The organism is Goodfellowiella coeruleoviolacea, from assembly GCF_024171785.1.
GTDB classification, from domain to species: Bacteria; Actinomycetota; Actinomycetes; order Mycobacteriales; family Pseudonocardiaceae; genus Goodfellowiella; species Goodfellowiella coeruleoviolacea.
The window spans coordinates 370,166-389,055 of the sequence record NZ_JAMTCK010000001.1; the positions used below are offsets into that span (position 1 = coordinate 370,166).

Below are 18,890 nucleotides of genomic sequence, written 5' to 3' on the forward strand. Positions count from 1 at the left end.
GTCCCGGTCAGGCGTCGGGGTCGTAGGCGAGGTTGGGCCGCAGCCACCGCTCGACCTCGGCCAGGTCGAGACCCCGCCGCAGGGCGTAGTCCTCGGCCTGGTCCCGGCCGATGCGTCCGACCGTGAAGTAGCGCGACGCCGGGTGGGCGAAGATCAGCCCGCTGACGCTGGCCGCCGGGGTCATCGCGAACGACTCGGTCAGGCCCATGCCCAGCTGGGTGGCGTCGAGCAGCTCGAACAGGTCGCGCTTCTCGCTGTGGTCCGGGCTGGCCGGGTAGCCGAGGGCGGGGCGGATGCCGCGGAACCGCTCGGCGTGCAGGTCCGCCAGCTCCGGGTTGGCGTCCGGCTCGAACCAGGCCCGGCGCGCCCGCAGGTGGGTGTGCTCGGCGAACGCCTCGGCGAGCCGGTCGGCCAGGGCCTTCACCATGATCGCCCGGTAGTCGTCGTGGCGTGCCTCGAAGCTGGCCGCGAGTTCGTCCGCGCCGTGGATGCTCACGGCGAACCCGCCGAGGTGGTCACCGGCCGGCGCCACGTAGTCGGCCAGGCACCGGTTGGGCCGCCCGTCCGGCTTGGCGGTCTGCTGGCGCAACATGGGCAGGCGCAGGACACCGCCCGCACCGGTGTCGAGCACGATGTCGTCGCCGTCGGCGTGGGCCGGCCAGAAGCCGAAGGCGCCCTGGGGCTGGAAGTCGCCGTTGGCGATGATCTGGTCGAGCAGGACGTTGGCCTCGTCGTAGAGTTCGCGCGCCACCGGCTGGTCCAGGATCGCCGGGAACTTGCCCTTCAGCTCCCAGGCGAGGAAGAAGAACTGCCAGTCGATCATCTCGCGCAGCTCGGTCAGCTCCGGGCGGACCGTGCGGATCCCGGTGAACTCGGGCACCGGCAGGTCGTCGAACGACACCTGTTCCCGGTTGGCCCTGGCCTGCGCCAGGGACAGCAGGGGGCGCTGCTGCCGGTTCGCGTGCTGCTCGCGCAGGCGCTGCTGTTCGACCCGGTTGCTCGCGGCCAGTTCGTCGGCCCGCTGCGGGTCGAGCAGGTCCGAGACCACGCCGACCACCCGGGACGCGTCCAGCACGTGCACGGTGGTGGCGTCGTAGGCGGGCGCGATGCGGACCGCGGTGTGCTGGCGGGACGTGGTGGCCCCGCCGATCAGCAGGGGCAGCTTGAGCCCCCGGCGCTGCATCTCGCCGGCCACCGTGACCATCTCGTCCAGTGACGGGGTGATCAGCCCGGACAGCCCCACCACGTCGGCGCCCTCGGCCACCGCGGTGTCCAGGATGGTCGCGGCGGGCACCATCACCCCGAGGTCGATGACCTCGTAGTTGTTGCAGCCGAGCACCACGCCCACGATGTTCTTGCCGATGTCGTGCACGTCGCCCTTGACGGTGGCCAGCACCACCTTGCCGTTGCCCCGGCTGACCTCGTCGCGCCCGGCCAGCCGGGCCTGCTCCTTCTCGGCCTCCATGAAGGGTTCGAGGTAGGCGACGGCCCGCTTCATCACCCGGGCGCTCTTGACCACCTGGGGCAGGAACATCTTGCCCGCGCCGAACAGGTCGCCCACGGTCTTCATGCCGTCCATCAGCGGGCCCTCGATCACGTCCAGCGGCCGGGCCGCCCGCTGCCGGGCCTCCTCGGTGTCGGCCTCGATGAAGTCGACGATGCCGTGCACGAGCGCGTGCTCCAGCCGCTGCTCCACCGGGGCCTCGCGCCAGGACAGGTCCACCTTGCGGCGGGTGCCCTTGCCGTTGACCGTCTCGGCGAACGCGACCAGCCGGTCGGTGGCGTCGGGCCGCCGGTCGAACAGCACGTCCTCGACCAGTTCCAGCAGGTCGGCTGGGATGTCCTGGTAGACGGCGAGCTGCCCGGCGTTGACGATGCCCATGTCCAGCCCGGCCCGGACCGCGTGGAACAGGAACGCCGAGTGCATGGCCTCGCGCACCACGTTGTTGCCGCGGAAGGAGAACGACAGGTTGGAGATGCCGCCGCTGGTGCGCGCGCCCGGGCAGCGCTGCTTGATCAGCGGCAGGGCGTCGATGAACGCCTTGGCGTAGCCGTTGTGCTCGGCGATGCCGGTGGCCACGGCCAGCACGTTCGGGTCGAACACGATGTTCTCGGGGGCGAACCCGACCCGCTGGGTGAGCAGGTCGTAGGCGCGGCCGCAGATCTCCACCTTGCGCTCGGTGGTGTCGGCCTGGCCCTGCTCGTCGAAGGCCATGACGACCACGCCGGCGCCGTAGTCGCGGATGCGCCGGGCCTGGTCGAGGAACTGCTCCTCGCCCTCCTTGAGGCTGATCGAGTTGACCACGCCCTTGCCCTGCACGCACTTGAGGCCGGCCTCCAGCACGCTCCACCGCGAGCTGTCCACCATGATCGGCACGCGGGCCACCTCGGGCTCGGTGGCGATCAGGTTCAGGAACGTGGTCATGGCCCGCTCGCTGTCGAGCAGGTCGGCGTCCATGTTGACGTCGAGCAGGTTGGCGCCGCCGCGGACCTGGTCCAGGGCCACGTCCACGGCGGCCTGGTAGTCCTCGGCCTCGATCAGCCGGCGGAACTTGGCCGAGCCGGTGACGTTGGTGCGCTCGCCGATCATCACGAACCCGGTGTCCGCGCCGATCTCGAACGGCTCCAGCCCGCTGAACCGGGTCCGCGCCGACGGCGCGGGCACCTTCCTCGGCGCCAGGCCGGTCACCGCGTCGGCGATCCGCGCGATGTGCGCCGGGGTGGTGCCGCAGCACCCGCCGACGATGTTGACCATGCCGGTGGCCGCGAACTCACCCAGCTTGCCGGCGGTCTCCTCGGGCGTCTGGTCGTAGCCGCCGAACGCGTTGGGCAGGCCGGCGTTGGGGTGGCAGGCCGTGTAGGTGTCGGCCAGCTGGGCCATGGCCGCGACGTGCGGTCGCATCTCCTCGGCGCCCAGCGAGCAGTTCACGCCGACCACCAGCGGGTTGGCGTGTTCGACCGAACTCCAGAACGCCTCGACGGTCTGCCCGGACAGGGTGCGCCCGCTCAGGTCGACGATGGTCACCGAGATCCACAGCGGCAGCTGCGGCGCGACCTCGCGGGCCGCGGCGATCGCGGCCTTGGCGTTGAGCGTGTCGAAGATCGTCTCGATCAGCAGCAGGTCCACCCCGCCGTCGGCCAGCGCCTGGATCTGCTCGGCGTAGGCGGCGCGGACCTCGTCGAAGGTGACCGCCCGGTAGGCGGGGTCCTCCACCCGGGGGGACAGCGACAGGGTGACGTTGAGCGGGCCGATCGAGCCGGCCACGAACCGCCCGCCCACCTCGTCGGCGGCCTGGCGGGCCAGCTGGGCGCCGCGCAGGTTCATCTCCCGCACCAGCTCCTGCAGCCCGTAGTCGGCCTGGCCGATGCTGGTCGCGGTGAACGTGTTGGTGGTGGTGATGTCGGCACCGGCGGCCAGGTACTGCCGGTGGACGTCCAGGATCAGGTCCGGCCGGGTCAGGTTCAGCAGGTCCGGGTCACCGGTCACGTCCCGCGCGTGGTCGCGGAACCGCTCGCCCCGGTAGTCGTCCGCGGTGAGCTTGGCCCCCTGCAGCATCGTGCCCCAGGCACCGTCGAGCACGGCGACCCGCTGGTCCAGCAGCTCGCGCAGGGCCTGCGTCCGGTCGGATGGGTGAACAGCGGTCTGCGGAGAAATACGTCCCTGCCCGTTGTCGTGGCCTGCGGGCCTGTGCACTGGACCACCTCCCGAAGTGTCTGGGAGGCGCCCTTGGTCACTGAACTCCAGCCCGAGCGTGGCGGACCGGAGTCCGTTGCAGCGCCTCTCGACCTGGGCTTGTCACGATACCGGAAAGAAAACGCGCGCGTGAAGCGCGCACCGCGCTTTCCCGGTCGCACTGACCGCGGCCCGCGCATTCCCGCACCGCGTACCGCACGGTAATCGACCGGGCTCGCCCGCACCCGATCCGGGGCTGCCGCCGGCCCGGCCGCCGGGAGCCGAAACCGGCCGCCGGTCATTTCCCGAGCGGGAGAGGGGAGCACCCGGAAACCTCCACGGGTGACAAGCGTCCACCCGGCCAGGCCGGTCCACCCCGTGCGGAGTCGGGCACCGCGGCCGCCGCCCCGCTCCGCTCCCCCAGCCGCGGTGAGCCCGGCTGACCAGCCCGTTCCCCACGCGCCACGGCCAGCGGCGCCGGCCGGCACCGGCCACCCGCACTGTCCGCCCCCACTGGCCAGCGCGACCGGGAAACACGGCGGGCCACCCTTTCCCCGGCCGGCGGGCACACCCGCGCGGAATTCCGGGAATTCCCCATCCCGAATTCCGGGGGAACCCATCGGAGCGCATTCGTTCCCACCGTCGGGGGAAATACGGCCGGGCGATTCGACCGGGCCCCCGGATGGAATGGCCCGGCCGCGTGACGCGGTTAGCCACCCGCCACCGGCGCGTCCACTATTTGGGACATGACAGGCGTGGCAGCGGGGTGCCCGATCGGCCGGCGCGGGCCGCCGGACCAGCGCCGCCGAGCCCGGCCACGCCTCCCACCTGCGACGCCCACCCAGCGCGATCGATAGCCTCACGTGTCCGTTCCCCAGGTTTGTTGGAGATCTTCGCCCATGTCCGACCGAGCCACCATCGACGCGCTGTTCCCGGCCGACCTGCCCGAGCCAGGGCACTGGGAGCAGCGCTACCCACCGCGCCAGCTGCCCGAGGGCGCGAAGGTCACCCGGATCGGTCCGTCGCCAACCGGGTTCATGCACATCGGCGGGATCTACGTGGGCATGATCGACCGGGACGTCGCGCACCGGTCCGGCGGCACCTACCTGGTGCGGGTGGAGGACACCGACCAGACCCGCGAGGTCGAGGGCGCTGTCGAGCAGTTCGAGCGGGCCTTCGACTACTTCGCCATCCAGCCGGACGAGGCCGAGGGCACCGGCGCCTACGGCCCCTACCACCAGTCGCGGCGCTCCGAGATCTACCTGACCTACGTGCGGGAGCTGCTCCGCCAGGGCAAGGCGTACCTGTGCTTCGCCACCAAGGAGGAGCTGGCCGAGATCACCGCCAAGCAGCAGGCCGCCAAGCTGCCCACCGGCTACTACGGGCGCTGGGCCATCTGGCGCGACGCACCGGCCGAGGAGGTCCAGGCGCGCCTGGCCGCGGGTGACCCCTACGTGGTGCGGTTCCGCTCTCCCGGCCAGCCGGGCGAGCGGGTGCGGTTCACCGACGCGATCCGCGGTGAGCTGGAGCACGACGCCAACCGCAACGACGCCGTCATCCTGAAGTCCTCCGACCAGGAGCCCCGGCTGCCCACCTACCACTTCGCGCACGCGGTCGACGACCACCTGATGCGCGTCAACCTGGTGATCCGCGGCGAGGAGTGGATCTCCTCGGTCCCGCTGCACCTGCAGCTGTTCGACGCGCTGGGCTTCGAGCGGATCGAGTACGCGCACATCGCGCCGCTGATGAAGCAGGCCGGTGGCGGCAAGCGCAAGCTGTCCAAGCGCAAGGACCCCGAGGCGTCGGTCGACTTCTACGTCGAGGCCGGCTACCCGGCCGAGGCCGTCCAGTACTACCTGCGGGGCCTGGCCAACGGCCGGCTCGCCGAGCTGCCGCTGCGCCAGGCGCTGGACGAGCCGATCAACCTGGCCGAGTGCGGGGTGGCCGGTCCCCTGGTCGACCTGGTCAAGCTGGAGGACATCAGCGCGGACCACATCGCCACGCTGTCCGGCGAGACCGTCCTGGCCGCGGTGCGCGCCTGGGCGGACCGCTACGACCAGGAACTCGGGCAGGTGCTGGACGCCGAGCGGGAGCTGGCGCTGCGGGCGCTGGCCGTGGAGCGCGAGGGCGTGGACAACCCGCGCAAGGACCTGCGCAAGTGGTCGGACTTCCGCCCGGTGTACGGGTTCTTCTTCCCGCAGCTGTTCGGCCTGGTCACCGACCCGGCGGACGAGCGCTTCGGCGGCATGGACCCGAAGCTGGTCACGGCGTTCCTCGCCGACTTCGCCAGCGGCTACCGGGAGTCCGACGACTCCCAGGAGTGGTTCGACCAGATCCGCTCGCTCGCCGCGCGGCACGGCTTCGCCAACAGCGTCAAGGAGTACAAGAAGAACCCGGACACCTACGTGGGCTCGATCCGGGAGGCCTCGCAGGCCGTCCGGGTGACCCTCACCGGCTCCACCCGCAGCCCTGACCTGTACCAGGTGGCCAGGGCACTGGGCGCGGACGAGGTGCTGCGCCGGGTGCGCGCGGTGACCGGGGCCTGAGTCCCCGCACTCCGGTGCCTGTCCGGTCGGGGGCGGTGGTGGTGCCGCCGGCCCCGACCGCACCGGCCGCCTGCAAGCGCGTGGGCAGTCTGCCGGACCGTGCCGCTGGGGCGGTCGGGTCACACCGGAACGCGGGTGTTCCGGATTCCCGCACCGGCACCGGTGCCGGTGCCGGCTGCCACCATGCGAAGCCATGAGCAACGATCCGCTCGTGCTGTCGCTGGGTGACACCCGGGCCGACATCGCCACGGTGGGTGGCGAGGCCGCCGCGCTCGCCCGCCTCGGCCGGACCGGCTGTGGCCGGTGCTGAACCGGCTGGTGGGCGCGGACGACGCCAGCGCACTGATGACCGGGCTGCGCGAGGCCGCCGGCGCGGAGCTGGTGAGTCTCGGTCCGGTGCTGGGGCTGGCCCAGCTGCGGCGGGGCGAGATCGACCGGGACAGCTACGTCCGGGCCTGGGGCCACCGCTGCCCCGACGAGTTCGAGATCTCCGCGCCCCGCCCGGTGGAGGACCCGGACTGGCTCGACCGGCAGCTCGACCGCGCCGCGGCCAGGGCGCGGACCCGGGAACGCGCCCGCTCCGAGTTCGCCCGCGGGTTCTGGGTGCTGCGGGCGTTCGTGGTGCGCGCCGGCGAACTCACCGGCCGCGGCGATGACCTGTTCCTGCTGTCCATCGACGAGATCCTGGCCGTGCTCGGTGGCGACGAGGCCCCGCTGGCCTCGGTCCCGAGCCGCAGGGCGCGCTACGAGCGCTACCGCGCGCTGCCGCCGTACCCGACGCTGATCCGCGGCCGGTTCGACCCGCAGCGCTGGGCGGCCGACCCGCACCGGCGCACCGACCGGTACGACGCGACCGCCGCGCACGGTGGCCGGTGGCCGCGGCGGTCACCGGCTTTCCCGGCGCGGTGGGCGTGGTCGAGGGCACCGCCCGGGTGGTGTCCACAGTGGATGAGGCGCAGGCGCTGCCGCCGGGCGAGGTCCTGGTGACCAGGGTGACCAACATCGGCTAGACCCCGCTGTTCCCCCGGGCCGCCGCGGTGGTCACCGATGTGGGCGCGCCGCTCTCGCACGCCGCCATCGTCGCCCGCGAGCTGGGCATCCCCGCGGTGGTCGGCTGCGGCAACGCCACCACCAACCTGTCCACCGGCGACCGCGTCCGGGTGGACGGCGTCCGGGGCACCGTCACCGTCCTGCGGTCCACGGCCTGAGCGCGCCGATCGCGCCCTTGGACGCCGAGTAGGTGGCGGCGGTTCGGCCGGCGCGGACACCGGGCCGGCCGCTGAGGCAGTGGTCGTGTACCGACTAGTGGGTACATTGTCTGGTGTGAACACGTCCGAACGGCTCATCGAGAGCACCCGCGAACTGCTGTGGGAGCGCGGGTACGTCGGCACCAGCCCCAAGGCCATCCAGCAGCGCGCCGGAGCCGGGCAGGGCAGCATGTACCACCACTTCAGCGGAAAGCCCGACCTGGCGCTCGCCGCGATCCGGCGCACCGCCGAGGAGCTGCGCGCCGCGGCCGAAGCGGGGTTCCGCGCTCCCGGCACCGCGCTCCAGCGGATCACCGCCTACCTGCGGCGGGAACGCGACGTGCTCCGGGGCTGCCCGGTCGGCCGGCTCACCCAGGACCCGGACGTGATGGCCGACCCGGTGTTGCGCCAGCCGGTCGAGGACACCTTCGCGTGGCTGCGGACGCGGATCGCCGAGGTGCTGGCCGAGGGGCGGGAGCGCGGTGAACTGACCGCCGCGCTCGACCCCGCCGCCACGGCCACCACCGTCGTCGCGGTGCTCCAGGGCGGCTACGTGCTGGCCCGCGCCGCCAACGACAGCGCCCCGTTCGACCAGGCCGTCGACGGCGTCCTGAACCTGCTGGCCGCGCACACCGCGGACGCCGGCTGAGCCACCTCCGACCGAGCCACCGCCAGCTGGGCCCACCACCGCCGCGGCCGCCCCGGTCCACCTCGTCGCGCGCTGGTCAGAGCGCCGCCCGGCCGGCCGCGCCGGGCACGACCAGGCCGGACTCGTAGGCCAGGACCACCGCCTGGGTGCGGTTCTGCGCGCCCAGCTTGGCCAGCACGTTGCCCACGTGGGTCTTGACGGTCTCCAGGCTGACCACGAGCTGGCCGGCGATGTCCTGATTGGACAGTCCGGTGGCCATCAGCCGGAGGATCTCGGTCTCCCTGGCGGTGAGCGGGACCTGGCCACCGAGCGCGCCGGTCGCGGGCAGGGGCCGCGCCGCCACCATTCGGCGCACCGCGTCGGGGAAGAGCAGCGAGTCCCCGGCGGACACCAGCCGGATGGCGTGCGCGATCTGCCGCGCCGGCGCCCGTTTGAGGATGAAGCCGTCCGCGCCGGCGCGCAGCGCGTCGTAGACGTGGTCGTCGCTCTCGAACGTGGTGATCACCACGACCTTCGGCGGACTGTCCAGTTCGGACCGCAGCCGGCGGGTGGCCGCGATGCCGTCCAGCACGGGCATGCGCACGTCCATCAGCACCACGTCGGGCCGCAGCCGGGCGACCATGGGCACCACTTCCGCGCCGTTGCCCGCCTCCCCCACGACCGCCAGGTCGGGCTCGGCCGACAGCAGCACCCGCAGACCGGTGCGGGTGAGTTCCTCGTCGTCGGCGATGAGCACGGTCACCGGCGGTACGGCTGTGGTCGGCGCGGGCACGGGCGGGGCGGTCACGGTGTCGACCGTAACGGCATCCGGGCCAGCAGCCGCCAGTGGCCGTCGGCGGTCGGGCCGGCCTCGACCTCACCGCGCAGCAGCCGCACCCGCTCGCCGATCCCCACCAGGCCGTGCCCCTGCCGCTCGGCGCGGCCCGCGTCGCCGGCGGCCGGCAGGGGGTTGCTCAGCTCCAGTTCCAGCCAGTCGTCCTGGACGGCCACGCGCAGGCTGATCGGCTCCCGGCCGGCGTGCCGCAGCGCGTTGGTCAGTCCCTCCTGGACAACGCGGTAGGCCTCCCTGGACACCACGGCCGGCAGTTGGGCCCGGTCTTCGTCGAGGTCGGCGCGCACCTCGGCGCCGGCCTGCCGCACCCGCTCCAGCAGGACCTCCAGGTCGGTGAGCGTGTGCCGGGGTGCGGTGCTGGCCTTGCCCGAGCGCAGCACGCCGAGCACGTGGTCGAGTTCGTCCAGCGCGCTGCGGGAGGACTCCTCGATGCTGCTCAACGCGCGCCGAGCCGTCTCCGGGTCGGTGTCCAGCGTCTGTCGCGCCACGGCCGCCTGGATGGTGGCGGTGGTGAGGGTGTGCCCCACCGAGTCGTGCAGTTCCTGGGCCAGCCGGTTGCGTTGGGACAGCAGGTGCATCTGGTCCTGGAGCGCGGCGAGCCGTTCCGCCGGCCCGGGTCCGAGCAGGGCCGGTGCGAGTGCGCGGAACCCGGCGGCGGCGGCCGCGCAGGCGTGACCGGCCAGCAGCAGGACGGCGAGCGCCGCCAGCGGCACCCACGCGCCCAGCCAGCCGCCCGGCAGCTGGACGGACAGGCCGAACACCACGATCCGGTCGCCACCGCCGAGCCAGACGCCGACGAGCACGCCGGCGACCATCAGCAGCAGCCCGGTCCCGGCCAGCACCGCCCAGCCGAGCCAGACGTGCGCCAGCAGCCACGCGGCGGTGCGCCACCGGTTGCGCCAGCCGGTTTCCGGCAGGTCAACGGGCGCGGGCAGGCCGGTGCGCAGCACCCGGTTGACCAGGCGCACGCACCGCCTGCGCACCGAGCGCGGCACGCCGGCGAGCGCGACCAGCGCGGTGGACACCACGGCGAAGCCCAGCAGGCGCGGCCCGGCCGACCAGACCCGAGTCAGCGGGGCCAGCACGGCCGCCGCGGCCAGCAGTGGCACCAGGCTCAGCAGCACGCCGGCGAGCGCACAGCACCAGCCCCGGTAGGTGTCCACATGGAACAGTGGGCGGATCAGCTTCGACACGGCCGCCAGTGTGCCCGGGCGGAATGGCCGCCCGCCTCCCCCTGGAGAGCCAGATCCGGGCTGGCTCCGTGCGGGGAGCGGATCTCCCCCACCGCCGGGATGTGCCCGGCCGCCACCCGGGGCGAGAGTGCTCGCCATGGTCGAACCACGAGAAATCAGCGCGGCCAGCCGCCACCCCGACAACCAACCCGGGACCTCGCGGAACACGGGGGTGCTGGTGTTCCTCGCCATCACCTTCGGCGGGTCCTGGCTGTGCATGCTGGGTGCGTGGCTCGCGGGTCTGTCGCTGGTCAACCCGCTGGTGCAGCTGCCGTTCGCGGTGATGCCCGCGATCGCCGCCGTGGTGGTGCGCGCCTGGGTCACCAAAGAGGGTTTCGCCGACGCCGGGCTGCGCCCTCGGCTGCGCACCGCCTGGCCGCACTACCTGGTCGCCTGGCTGGGGCCGCTGGTGATCGCCGCCGCCACCGTGGCGCTCGCCACGGCGCTCGGGCTGTGCCGCCCTGATCTGTCCCTTCTGGACGGTCTGGTGCCCGGGCTGCCCGGGTGGGCGGTCGTGCCGCTGCTGCTGGGCGTGGTCGTGCTGCTCACACCGGTCTACTGGGGTGAGGAGTTCGGCTGGACCAGTTACCTGCGTCCCCGCGTGGCCTCCGGCCGACCGCTGGTGTCCGTGCTGGTGACCGCGCTGATCTGGGCGCTGTGGCACTACCCGTTGGCGTTCCTGGGCTACATCAGCTTCGCCAACACCGCGGTGGGCCTGCTGGTCTGGACGGTGTCCTTCTGCTGCCAGGAGATCCTGCTCGCCACGCTGTACGTCCACAGTGGCACGGTGTGGGTGGCCAGCCTCGCCCATGCCGGCAACAACATGGTCCTCTCGCTGCTGGTGGGGCTCCTGCTCGGGGACGGCGGCGGCCTGGACAGCACCACTCTGACCTGGCTGCCCGCCGTGCCCATGGCCCTGCTCGGCGGCTGGATCGTGCTCGGCCGGCGGCTCACACCGCGCGCCGCCGCCGCACCGGCGGGTACCGGCCAGCCGGTCGGCGAGGGCGTCCAGCCCACTCCGGGACAGCGCCCCGCCCGAGACCAAGCCATTAGGGGATCAAATGTTTAGAAAGGGAACATTCGCCGCACCAACAACGATGTGGATCGGCGGGAGCACCGATGAGGGGTTGTTAGACTGGCCGCATGGAGACGCCGGCCGAGGATGTGGCTCCCACCCGGTTGACGGGTCTGCCGAGCTGGCTGATGACCCAGACCGCCGCGCACGCCCATCGGCTGGTGGCCAACGGGCTGGCCGCCGTCGACGCCCGCGGCTACCACTACCGGCTGCTGGCGACGCTGGACGAGTTCGGGCCGGCCAGTCAGGCCGCCCTGGGCCGCCGCACCGGCATCCACCTCAGCGACATGGTGGCCGCGATCAACGAACTCGCCGACCGCAAGCTGGTGGTGCGCGCCCCCGACCCGACCGACCGGCGGCGCAACGTCATCACCATCACCCCCACCGGCCGGCGGCAGCTGCGCCGGCTGGACAAACAACTGGACCGGGTGCAGGAGGACCTGCTCGCCCCGCTCACCTCGGCCGAGCGCGACCAGTTGACCCTGTTGCTGGCCCGGCTGCTCAACCACCACGCGCGGCACCACTGACCGCGTGCGGCCCGGGACCGGCGCTGCCGGCCCGAGCCGCGGCCGCTCACCTCACCAGGTCACCGGCACCGCGGTCACCCCACCGGTCACCCGGTCCGCGCGGATCGTCAGCTCGTCGACCGGCACGGCCAGCCGCAGGGTGGGGAACCTGCGGAACAGCGACGAGAACACCACCCGCAGTTCGGTGCGGGCCAGGCTGGCGCCGATGCAGAAGTGCGCGCCGTGGCCGAACGACAGGTGGATGTTGGGGCTGCGGGACGGGTCGAACCGCTCGGCCTCGGGGAACACCGACGGGTCCCGGTTGGCCGCGCCCGAGGAGATCATCACCGCCTCGCCCCGCCTGATCAGCTGCCCGCTGATCTCGATGTCCTCGTGGGCGTAGCGGAGCAGGGCCAGGCCGCCGGGCGCGGACAGCCGCAGGATCTCCTCAACGGTCTGCCTGGCCAGCCCCTCGGGGTCGGCCAGGAACGCGTCCCGCCGGTCCAGGTCGGCGAGCAGCATCAGCACACCCAGGTCGATGCGGTTGACGGTGGTCTCGTGCCCGGCGAACAGCAGGCCGGCGGCGAGCCTGGTCAGCTCGTCGTCGGTGAGCGCGGGGTCGTCGCGCTGGGCCCGGACCAGGTCGGACACCACGTCCTCACCCGGGTTCGCCCGCTTGGCCTCGGCCAGCGCGCCCATGTAGCGCTGGAACTCGGCCATGGCCGCCTTGGCGTCGCCCCCGGAGTTCATCCGGCCGACCCGGTCGGACAGCCCGTGGAAGTACTCCCGGTCGGCGAAGGGCACCCCGAGCAGCTCGCAGATCACCAGCACGGGCAGCGGGAACGACAGGTGCTCGTGCAGGTCGACCGGCTGGTCCGGGGCGCTGGCCCTGGCCGAGGCCATGGCGTCCAGGCAGCCCTCGGTGAGTTCCTGGACGTGGTCGGCCAGGCGGCGCATCCGGCTCGCCGAGAACGCCGGGACCAGCAGCGACCGCATCCGGGTGTGCTCGGCCTGTTCGGTGGTGTAGTCACCGGTCGGACCGTTGATCACGGCGGCGTCCGACACGATCGAGGCGTTCTCCGGTTCCGGGTGCGACCGCCCCAGCCTCGGGTCGGCGAAGAGCGCCCGCGCCTCCTCGAAGCGGGTCACCAGCCAGGCCGGGTCACCGGCGGGGGTGCGCACCCTGGTCAGTGGCGCCTGGCGGCGCAGCACCGCGTAGAGCGGGGCGATCTCCAGCACGTTGGGCCGGTCGAAGGGCAGTTGTGGTGCCTGGTCGGTGCTCGCGGTGACGGTGGTCATCGGGATTGCTCCTCCCTCGGTGGTGGTGTCGCCCGGGCGCGCAGCGCGCTCACCCAGTGCTGCTCGGCGTGGGTGCGGCGCAGCACGTGGTCGAGCACCACGCGGGCCCACCCCTCGGCCGGCGCGGTCCGGGCCAGCCCGTGCAGCCGGGTGCGCCGGGCCGACAGCGCCCGGTCGCGCGCGTCCAGCACCCCGAGCCGCTCGGCCGGGGTCAGCCGGTCGAAGTGGGCCACCCGCGCCAGGAACTCCGCCTCGTCCGCGGCCAGTTCGTCGGGCAGTTCGGCGAGCAGGTCGTGCAGCAGCTCCCGGCCGACGTCGGTGATGGCGTAGACGTGCCGGGCCGGCCGGCCCTCCTGGGGCTGGGCGGTCCTGGTGACCGCCCCGGCTTCGAAGAACCGGTGCAGCGCGGGGTAGAGCGAGTTGTTCGACAGGGCGTACCCGCTGGTCCGCTCCACTCGCTGACGCAGTTCATAGCCGTGCGCCGGCTGGGTGGCCAGGTTCGCGAGCAGCAGGACGTCGGTCCACATCTAGGTCAGGCTAACCTGATGGCGTGCTGATGATCTAGGAGCAATCGGCAGCACATCCACCTCGACCGCCCTCGAATGTTCCTTAGCATCGCTGAAAAAACGCCCAGCGGACGACCAATCGGGCAATCCCGCCCGCCCGGACCGGTCAACCTTGAATAAGACACCCGACTTAGCTGGTCGGTGTTCCCGCCAGCACCGGAGGCGCCCATGACCATCGAGAGCGGCGACACCGCCCAGGACGGCTCAGCGGCCAGCGCCGCGGTGACCGAGCGCAGCGCCGAGACCAGGGAGGCGATCCTGACCGCGGCCGAGCGCCTGTTCGCCGAGCGCGGGATGAGCCCGGTGTCCAACCGGCAGATCGGTGCGGCGGCCGGCCAGGCGAACAACTCCGCGGTCGGCTACCACTTCGGCAGCAGGACCGAACTCGTCGTGGCGATCCTGCGCCGGCACGCCGCGCCGATCGAGCGGCGGCGGGCCGCCATGCTCGCCGGTCTCGACACCACGTCCCAGCTGCACGACTGGATTCGCTGCCTGGTCCAGCCGCTCACCGATCACCTGGCCGACCTCGGCCACCCCAGCTGGTACGCGCGGTTTCTGGCCCAGGCCGACATCGAGCCGGCACTGCGCCGGGTCATGGTGGACAACGCCGCCGCGTCGCCGACCATGGGGCAGGTGGTGGACGGGTTGTGCCAGCTGCTGCCCGCGCTGCCCGAGCACGTGCACGCGGAACGCGGCGCCATGAGCCGCCAGCTCATCGTGCACACGTGCGCGGAACGCGAGCGGGCCCTGCACGAGGGCGGCCCCACCGCGCACCCGACCTGGCAGGCGACCGCCACCGGGCTGGTCGACGCGATCGTGGGACTCTGGCTGACCCCGGTCACCCCGGCCTGACCGCGCCGTCCGGTGCGGACCAGCCGGGCGGCGGACCGGCTACCCGGCCTGCTCGGCGAGCGCCTTGATGCCGCGCAGCGTCTCGCGCATGCCGGCGCGCAGGCTGTCCAGCCGCGTGGCGACCAGCTGCTCCTCATCGGCTGGCCTGCGCTCGATCGCCAGGGTGAGCCCGGAGCGCGCCGGGCCGATCCGCACGGTGTGGCGCAGCAGGGTGGTGCCGTCGTCGCACGGTTGGAGGTCGAACCGCCAGCGCGCGATCGAGGCCTCCGGGTCGGGCAGCGGCTCGCCGAAGCGGTTGTCCGGATCGACCACGACCCAGCCGAACGCCCGTGGCGCGTCCAGTTCGACCACGTGGGAGACGGTTCGCCAGTCCCCGAGCACCGCGTGGTGGTTGTGGCCCTCGAAGCGGGCCCCGAGCACCGGCCGGTCGGCGCCGTCCAGCCACCGCACCCGCTGGAGTTCCGGGCTGAACCGGGCGGGCAGCTCGATGTCGGTGACCAGCTCCCACACCCGGGCCACCCCGGCCGCTACCCGCACCGCGCACTCGGTCGTCGGTCCGTCCGCGAAGCGCACCGCCCGCCCCCTTTCCTCCAGACAGCGTCTGCCGACCAACCTAGTCCGCCAGGGCCGGTGACAGTCATGTGCAATTCTGGCAGGATCTTTCGCTACTTGGTTGACAGTTAACGACAATGGAGGAAGTGGCGATGGCACGACATCCCTCGGTCGCGGCGGTGCTGGCGTTGCTCATGGCCCTCCTGGTCGTTGCCGGACCACCGGCCAGCGCCGCGCCACCAGTGGCCGCCGCACCCACCGCCGACCCCGGGCCAACGGCGGGCGCCTCGGCGGTCCCGGCGCGGACGGTCCGGGTGATGACCTGGAACGCCTGCGGGAACAACAGCGCGTGCAAGTACTACGAGAACCCCGACGGCCTGATCGCGACGGTCCGGTGGCACATGCTCAACCACGGCGCACCCATGGACGCCGCGATCATCCAGGAGTTCTGCCGTTCCTTCGCCAAGCCGCTGGAAACCCAGCTGGAGGCCTACTACGGGTACGGCTGGGACGTGCGGTTCGCGCCCATCAAGATCAAGAAGGGCAGCGACCCGGCGGCCGCGCCCAACAAGCAGTGCGTGCGCGGCCGAGGGGACTACGGGATCGCCCTGGCGGTGCCCGATGAGAACACCTGGTGGGAGGCGAGGTACCTGCCCTCGGCCGAGGGCGCCGAGTGGCGGGTGGCCCTGTGCGCGACGGTGGACTCGTGGTGGGTCAAGCTGTGCAACGCCCACTTCAGCTACGGCGGTGACGACCCGACCGGCAGCTTCCGGGCCCAGCAGGTCGCGGCGTACCAGTCGTTCGTCTGGCCGTCCCGGTTCCGGGTGATCTTCGGCGGCGACCTCAACCTCCGCCCGCCGGGCACGGCGACCTCGGGTGGGCTCGTGCCCGTCTACGACTCGTTCGTCGAGTGCGCGCAGGCCGACCAGAACTCACCGCGGACCGGACCCGGCACCCACTACGAGAGCGAGCCGCACGACGACAGCGACACCGTCAAGATCGACTACCTGTTCACCAACCCGGGCAGCACGCACTCCTGCGACCTGCCGACCGCGCCGGTCCAGTCCTCCGACCACCGTCCCATGTGGATGACGGTGCAGCTGCCGACGGTCTGAGGACACCGCGCCGGCCGACAGCGGCGGCGTGACCGTGGGCGCCACCGGAGGGCAATCCGCGGCGCCCACGTCCGGCTGGCTCAGCCGGCCGCGCGGGTGACGTCCTCCCACTCGGCCCAGGTCTGCAACCGGTTCGCGTACAGCCCCTGCGCGATGTCGTAGGCCGTGCCGGACAGCAGCAGGCGCAGCGGCGGGTTGTCCGAGTCCACCACGGCGAGGATCGCCGCGTCGGTGGCCTCCGGCCCGGGTCGCTGGACGTTCGCCAGTTGCGCGGCCCTGGCCTCGCGCAGCGGCTGGTAGGCGGGGTTGGCCGCGGAGCGCACCGCCGAGTCGGTGGACCAGTCGGTGGCGTAGCCGCCCGGCTCGATGATGGTGACCTTGACGCCGAACGGCGCGACCTCGTGGGAGAGCGCCTCGGAGAAACCCTCCAGGCCCCACTTGGACGCGTGGTAGAGGCCGAGGCCGGGGAAGGCACCGACGCCACCGATGCTGGAGACCTGGAGGATGTGGCCCGCGCCCTGCTCGCGCAGCAGCGGGACCGCCGCCTGGGTCACCCACAGCGCGCCGAACAGATTGGTCTCGATCTGGTCCCTGGCCTCGGTTTCGCTGACCTCCTCGACGAAACCGAAGTGGCCGTAGCCGGCGTTGTTGACCACGACGTCGAGCCGGCCGAAGTGCTCGTGCGCCTGCCGCACGGCGGCGAAGGCCGCGGCCCGGTCGGTGACGTCGAGCGTGATCGGCAGGATCGCGTCACCGTGGCTGTCGACGAGGTCCTGGAGCGTCGACACGTCGCGGGCGGTGGCGGCGACCCGGTCACCCCGCTTGAGGGCGGCCTGTGTCCAACTGCGACCAAAGCCCCGCGACGTGCCGGTGATGAACCAGGTCTTGCTCATGAGGACGTGTCCTTCCCGCACCGCGGCTCGCGGCGCAGCCAGGTGGACCGGTGGGTGGTGGTGAGCGGCAGGGTCAGGACTGGTCCGCGGCGAAGCCGCGACCGGCCTGCGCGAAGCAGTCCCGCACGAGCCGCAGGAAGCGGTCGAAACCCTCGTCCGGCGACCACGCCGCGTAGGCCGTGACCAACACCGCCCGAGCGCTGTTGACCAGCAGGGTGGCGCGCACCCGCCGCGCTTCGGGCGTGCGGGCCGCCACCCAGTCCGACAACTCGGCGTTGAACCGGTCGGCCGAGTCGTGTGCGGACTGGGCCAGCGTTGGCGAGGTCGCCTTGAGCCGCTTCTGGATCGCCATCCGGTCGGCCATCAGGGACAGGTAGCCGATCAGGATCTCCTGCAGCGACGTCCACAGCGGCTCGTCGGCCGGCCGGTCCCGCATCAGCTCGCGCCACGCCTGGGTCTCCTGCGGGTCCGGGTCGAACACCAGGGCTTCCTTGCTGCTGAAGTAGTTGAACAGCGTGCTGCGCGAGACGTTGGCGGCGGCGGCGACGTCGTCGACGCTCACCGCCTCGAAGCCCCGCTCGTTGAACAACCGCAGCGCCGCGGCCCGGATGGTCCGCCACGTCTGGAGCTTCTTGCGCTCCCGCAGGCCCAGCTCGTCCTCGCCGCTCACACCACCCACCCTAGAAGAAACTTGGACTCAGTGCAAGGTTGACCTCCGTTCATGTTCTTCGCCCACCTCGGCGGCGCACCGGCCGGCGGGGCCCGCGGTGCGCGGGACGCTCATCCGTGGTTGCCGCCGTGGTCGCACTTGAGGACGACGTTGATGCAGTTGCTGACCCGCCGCTGCATCTCGGCGGCCGGCCACACGTTGATGAAGTCACCGTGCATGGTGTAGCCGGGCCCGGACGCCAGGCGCATCCGCGCGGTGCTGCCGGTCACCGGGTAGCGCAACACCATGCGCAGCTTCGGCACCGGCACCGGGTGCGAGGCAGGGCAGGCGCCGGCCACCGGAGTGCTCATGTGGCTCTGGTGGTCGGCCGAGTCGAGGTCCCTGCCGTTCCAGCACTGGGGAAAGTCCAAATAGGTCTCCAGCATGGAGTCGGCCGGGCAGACCACGAAGTCCTTCGACGGGTTGACCTCACCGTGGTGCAGGCAGGACCAGCGCGCGCTGCTGTCGGCGTCGCCGGTGGCCCTGGCGTTGCCGGCGACGATCTTCAACCCCACCGGCAGCGGCCTGATCGCGGCCGGGTTGTTCACCCCCTCGCCGAGGTAGTAGAACGTGATGCCGGTCGGCGCGATCACGGTGTCCCCGTTGTAGAGGGTGGGCACCCAGTACGACGACAGGTCTACCACCGGGTTGCAGTTGCCGGTCGCCCCGAGCAGGCTCTGGTAGTTCGAGTGGGCGTTGGTGGACGTGTTGCCGAAGAAGTCGTGCGAGTGGGAGGCGCCGGCGAGCCCGGGCAGCACGATCGGGTCGTCCGGCAGGCGGTGGCTGAGCGCGCACTCGGCCAGGAACTCGGCCACCCGCACCGGCTCGGCCTGCGCCCGCTCGCTGGTCGCGGTCAGACCACCGGTGATCGTGGCGCCGACGAGCGCGGCCGCCAGCCCGATCCGCGCGACACCGCGCCACCTCGTCAGTTTCTTCACCATTGAAGACGAACTCCCTCCGCTGTCGTGTGGTCGAACACGGAATGCGAGAGAGCGCTCTCACCGAGAGCATGGCGCGGCTCACGCCGGCCGTCAACGCGGCGGTGGCGCAAGGGCTTGCGGCTGGTCCATCCCGGCCCACCGGGGACTCCGGAGGGAGTAGCGGTCCCCTCGGGCACCGCGGAACGTGCAAGCGCTTTCCCGAC

The 18,890-nt window shown here is 72.4% G+C and carries 17 protein-coding genes and 1 riboswitch; of the genes, 8 read left to right on the forward strand and 9 right to left on the reverse strand.

What is annotated here, in order from left to right; all coding sequences use genetic code 11:
* Window positions 1-7: 7 nt before the first annotated feature.
* Window positions 8-3,655, reverse strand: a complete 3,648-nt coding sequence (gene metH, locus LX83_RS01420) for a methionine synthase (RefSeq protein WP_308203902.1) — start codon at window positions 3,653-3,655, stop codon at window positions 8-10.
* A 57-nt stretch (window positions 3,656-3,712) separates the two neighbouring features.
* A riboswitch (S-adenosyl-L-homocysteine riboswitch) is annotated at window positions 3,713-3,790 on the reverse strand.
* A 782-nt stretch (window positions 3,791-4,572) separates the two neighbouring features.
* Between metH and LX83_RS01425 the strand changes: the two genes are divergently transcribed.
* From LX83_RS01425 to LX83_RS01440, 4 genes are all read left to right on the forward strand, one after another.
* Entirely contained in the window at window positions 4,573-6,219 is a 1,647-nt protein-coding gene (locus LX83_RS01425) for a glutamate--tRNA ligase (RefSeq protein WP_253766084.1), read from the forward strand.
* 303 nt (window positions 6,220-6,522) lie between these two features.
* Window positions 6,523-7,206: a hypothetical protein gene (locus LX83_RS01430; RefSeq protein ID WP_253766086.1), complete on the forward strand. Its 684-nt coding sequence runs from the start codon at window positions 6,523-6,525 to the stop codon at window positions 7,204-7,206.
* A 50-nt stretch (window positions 7,207-7,256) separates the two neighbouring features.
* Window positions 7,257-7,427 (forward strand): PEP-utilizing enzyme, encoded by a 171-nt coding sequence (locus LX83_RS01435; RefSeq protein WP_253766088.1) that lies wholly within the window; start codon window positions 7,257-7,259, stop codon window positions 7,425-7,427.
* Between the two features lie 115 nt (window positions 7,428-7,542).
* Complete coding sequence (locus LX83_RS01440) at window positions 7,543-8,115, forward strand: TetR/AcrR family transcriptional regulator (RefSeq protein WP_253766090.1); 573 nt, start codon at window positions 7,543-7,545, stop codon at window positions 8,113-8,115.
* A gap of 76 nt (window positions 8,116-8,191) precedes the next feature.
* Here the strand turns inward: LX83_RS01440 and LX83_RS01445 are convergent, their stop codons facing one another.
* Together LX83_RS01445 and LX83_RS01450 are read right to left on the reverse strand one after the other, a co-directional pair.
* Window positions 8,192-8,902, reverse strand: coding sequence for a response regulator (locus LX83_RS01445; protein ID WP_253766092.1), 711 nt, complete (start codon window positions 8,900-8,902; stop codon window positions 8,192-8,194).
* Window positions 8,899-10,140 carry a sensor histidine kinase gene (locus LX83_RS01450; RefSeq protein WP_253766094.1) on the reverse strand — a complete coding sequence of 414 codons (1,242 nt, stop codon included), beginning with the start codon at window positions 10,138-10,140 and terminating at the stop codon, window positions 8,899-8,901. The genes LX83_RS01445 and LX83_RS01450 overlap by 4 nt, the downstream gene beginning before the upstream one ends.
* 136 nt (window positions 10,141-10,276) lie before the next feature.
* On the opposite strand from LX83_RS01450, the gene LX83_RS01455 reads away from it, so the two are divergent.
* Both LX83_RS01455 and LX83_RS01460 read left to right on the forward strand, forming a co-directional pair.
* Complete coding sequence (locus LX83_RS01455) at window positions 10,277-11,248, forward strand: CPBP family intramembrane glutamic endopeptidase (RefSeq protein ID WP_253766096.1); 972 nt, start codon at window positions 10,277-10,279, stop codon at window positions 11,246-11,248.
* 74 nt (window positions 11,249-11,322) lie between these two features.
* The gene (locus LX83_RS01460) at window positions 11,323-11,781 is read left to right on the forward strand and encodes a MarR family winged helix-turn-helix transcriptional regulator (protein ID WP_253766098.1); all 459 of its coding nucleotides are present in this window, start codon (window positions 11,323-11,325) and stop codon (window positions 11,779-11,781) included.
* A gap of 51 nt (window positions 11,782-11,832) precedes the next feature.
* Here the strand turns inward: LX83_RS01460 and LX83_RS01465 are convergent, their stop codons facing one another.
* Window positions 11,833-13,059, reverse strand: a complete 1,227-nt coding sequence (locus LX83_RS01465; RefSeq protein WP_253766100.1) for a cytochrome P450 — start codon at window positions 13,057-13,059, stop codon at window positions 11,833-11,835.
* Entirely contained in the window at window positions 13,056-13,586 is a 531-nt protein-coding gene (locus LX83_RS01470; protein WP_253766102.1) for a PadR family transcriptional regulator, read from the reverse strand. The genes LX83_RS01465 and LX83_RS01470 overlap by 4 nt, the downstream gene beginning before the upstream one ends.
* Before the next feature lie 207 nt (window positions 13,587-13,793).
* On the opposite strand from LX83_RS01470, the gene LX83_RS01475 reads away from it, so the two are divergent.
* A complete protein-coding gene (locus LX83_RS01475; RefSeq protein ID WP_253766103.1) occupies window positions 13,794-14,477 on the forward strand; it encodes a TetR family transcriptional regulator in 684 nt (227 codons plus the stop codon).
* Between the two features lie 39 nt (window positions 14,478-14,516).
* On the opposite strand, the gene LX83_RS01480 is transcribed toward LX83_RS01475, so the two are convergent.
* Window positions 14,517-15,050 carry an SRPBCC family protein gene (locus LX83_RS01480; protein WP_253766105.1) on the reverse strand — a complete coding sequence of 178 codons (534 nt, stop codon included), beginning with the start codon at window positions 15,048-15,050 and terminating at the stop codon, window positions 14,517-14,519.
* A 131-nt stretch (window positions 15,051-15,181) separates the two neighbouring features.
* Between LX83_RS01480 and LX83_RS01485 the strand changes: the two genes are divergently transcribed.
* Window positions 15,182-16,144, forward strand: coding sequence for an endonuclease/exonuclease/phosphatase family protein (locus LX83_RS01485; RefSeq protein WP_253766107.1), 963 nt, complete (start codon window positions 15,182-15,184; stop codon window positions 16,142-16,144).
* 80 nt (window positions 16,145-16,224) lie between these two features.
* On the opposite strand, the gene LX83_RS01490 is transcribed toward LX83_RS01485, so the two are convergent.
* The 3 genes from LX83_RS01490 to LX83_RS01500 all read right to left on the reverse strand — a co-directional run bounded on the left by LX83_RS01490 (window position 16,225) and on the right by LX83_RS01500 (window position 18,687).
* Window positions 16,225-17,037, reverse strand: coding sequence for an SDR family oxidoreductase (locus LX83_RS01490; RefSeq protein WP_253766109.1), 813 nt, complete (start codon window positions 17,035-17,037; stop codon window positions 16,225-16,227).
* Between the two features lie 73 nt (window positions 17,038-17,110).
* Complete coding sequence (locus LX83_RS01495; protein WP_253766111.1) at window positions 17,111-17,707, reverse strand: TetR/AcrR family transcriptional regulator; 597 nt, start codon at window positions 17,705-17,707, stop codon at window positions 17,111-17,113.
* 110 nt (window positions 17,708-17,817) lie between these two features.
* Window positions 17,818-18,687, reverse strand: coding sequence for a DUF1996 domain-containing protein (locus LX83_RS01500; protein WP_253766113.1), 870 nt, complete (start codon window positions 18,685-18,687; stop codon window positions 17,818-17,820).
* Between the last annotated feature and the right edge of the window lie 203 nt (window positions 18,688-18,890).

What these genes read in the sequence shown, in the direction of transcription:
- LX83_RS01475 (WP_253766103.1), top strand. Translation starts at nt 13,794, where the DNA reads ATGACCATCGAGAGCGGCGACACCGCCCAGGACGGCTCAGCGGCCAGC.
- LX83_RS01425 (WP_253766084.1), top strand. Translation starts at nt 4,573, where the DNA reads ATGTCCGACCGAGCCACCATCGACGCGCTGTTCCCGGCCGACCTGCCC.
- LX83_RS01490 (WP_253766109.1), bottom strand. Translation starts at nt 17,037, where the DNA reads ATGAGCAAGACCTGGTTCATCACCGGCACGTCGCGGGGCTTTGGTCGC.
- LX83_RS01460 (WP_253766098.1), top strand. Translation starts at nt 11,323, where the DNA reads ATGGAGACGCCGGCCGAGGATGTGGCTCCCACCCGGTTGACGGGTCTG.
- LX83_RS01465 (WP_253766100.1), bottom strand. Translation starts at nt 13,059, where the DNA reads ATGACCACCGTCACCGCGAGCACCGACCAGGCACCACAACTGCCCTTC.
- LX83_RS01485 (WP_253766107.1), top strand. Translation starts at nt 15,182, where the DNA reads ATGGCACGACATCCCTCGGTCGCGGCGGTGCTGGCGTTGCTCATGGCC.
- LX83_RS01470 (WP_253766102.1), bottom strand. Translation starts at nt 13,586, where the DNA reads ATGTGGACCGACGTCCTGCTGCTCGCGAACCTGGCCACCCAGCCGGCG.
- LX83_RS01455 (WP_253766096.1), top strand. Translation starts at nt 10,277, where the DNA reads ATGGTCGAACCACGAGAAATCAGCGCGGCCAGCCGCCACCCCGACAAC.
- LX83_RS01500 (WP_253766113.1), bottom strand. Translation starts at nt 18,687, where the DNA reads ATGGTGAAGAAACTGACGAGGTGGCGCGGTGTCGCGCGGATCGGGCTG.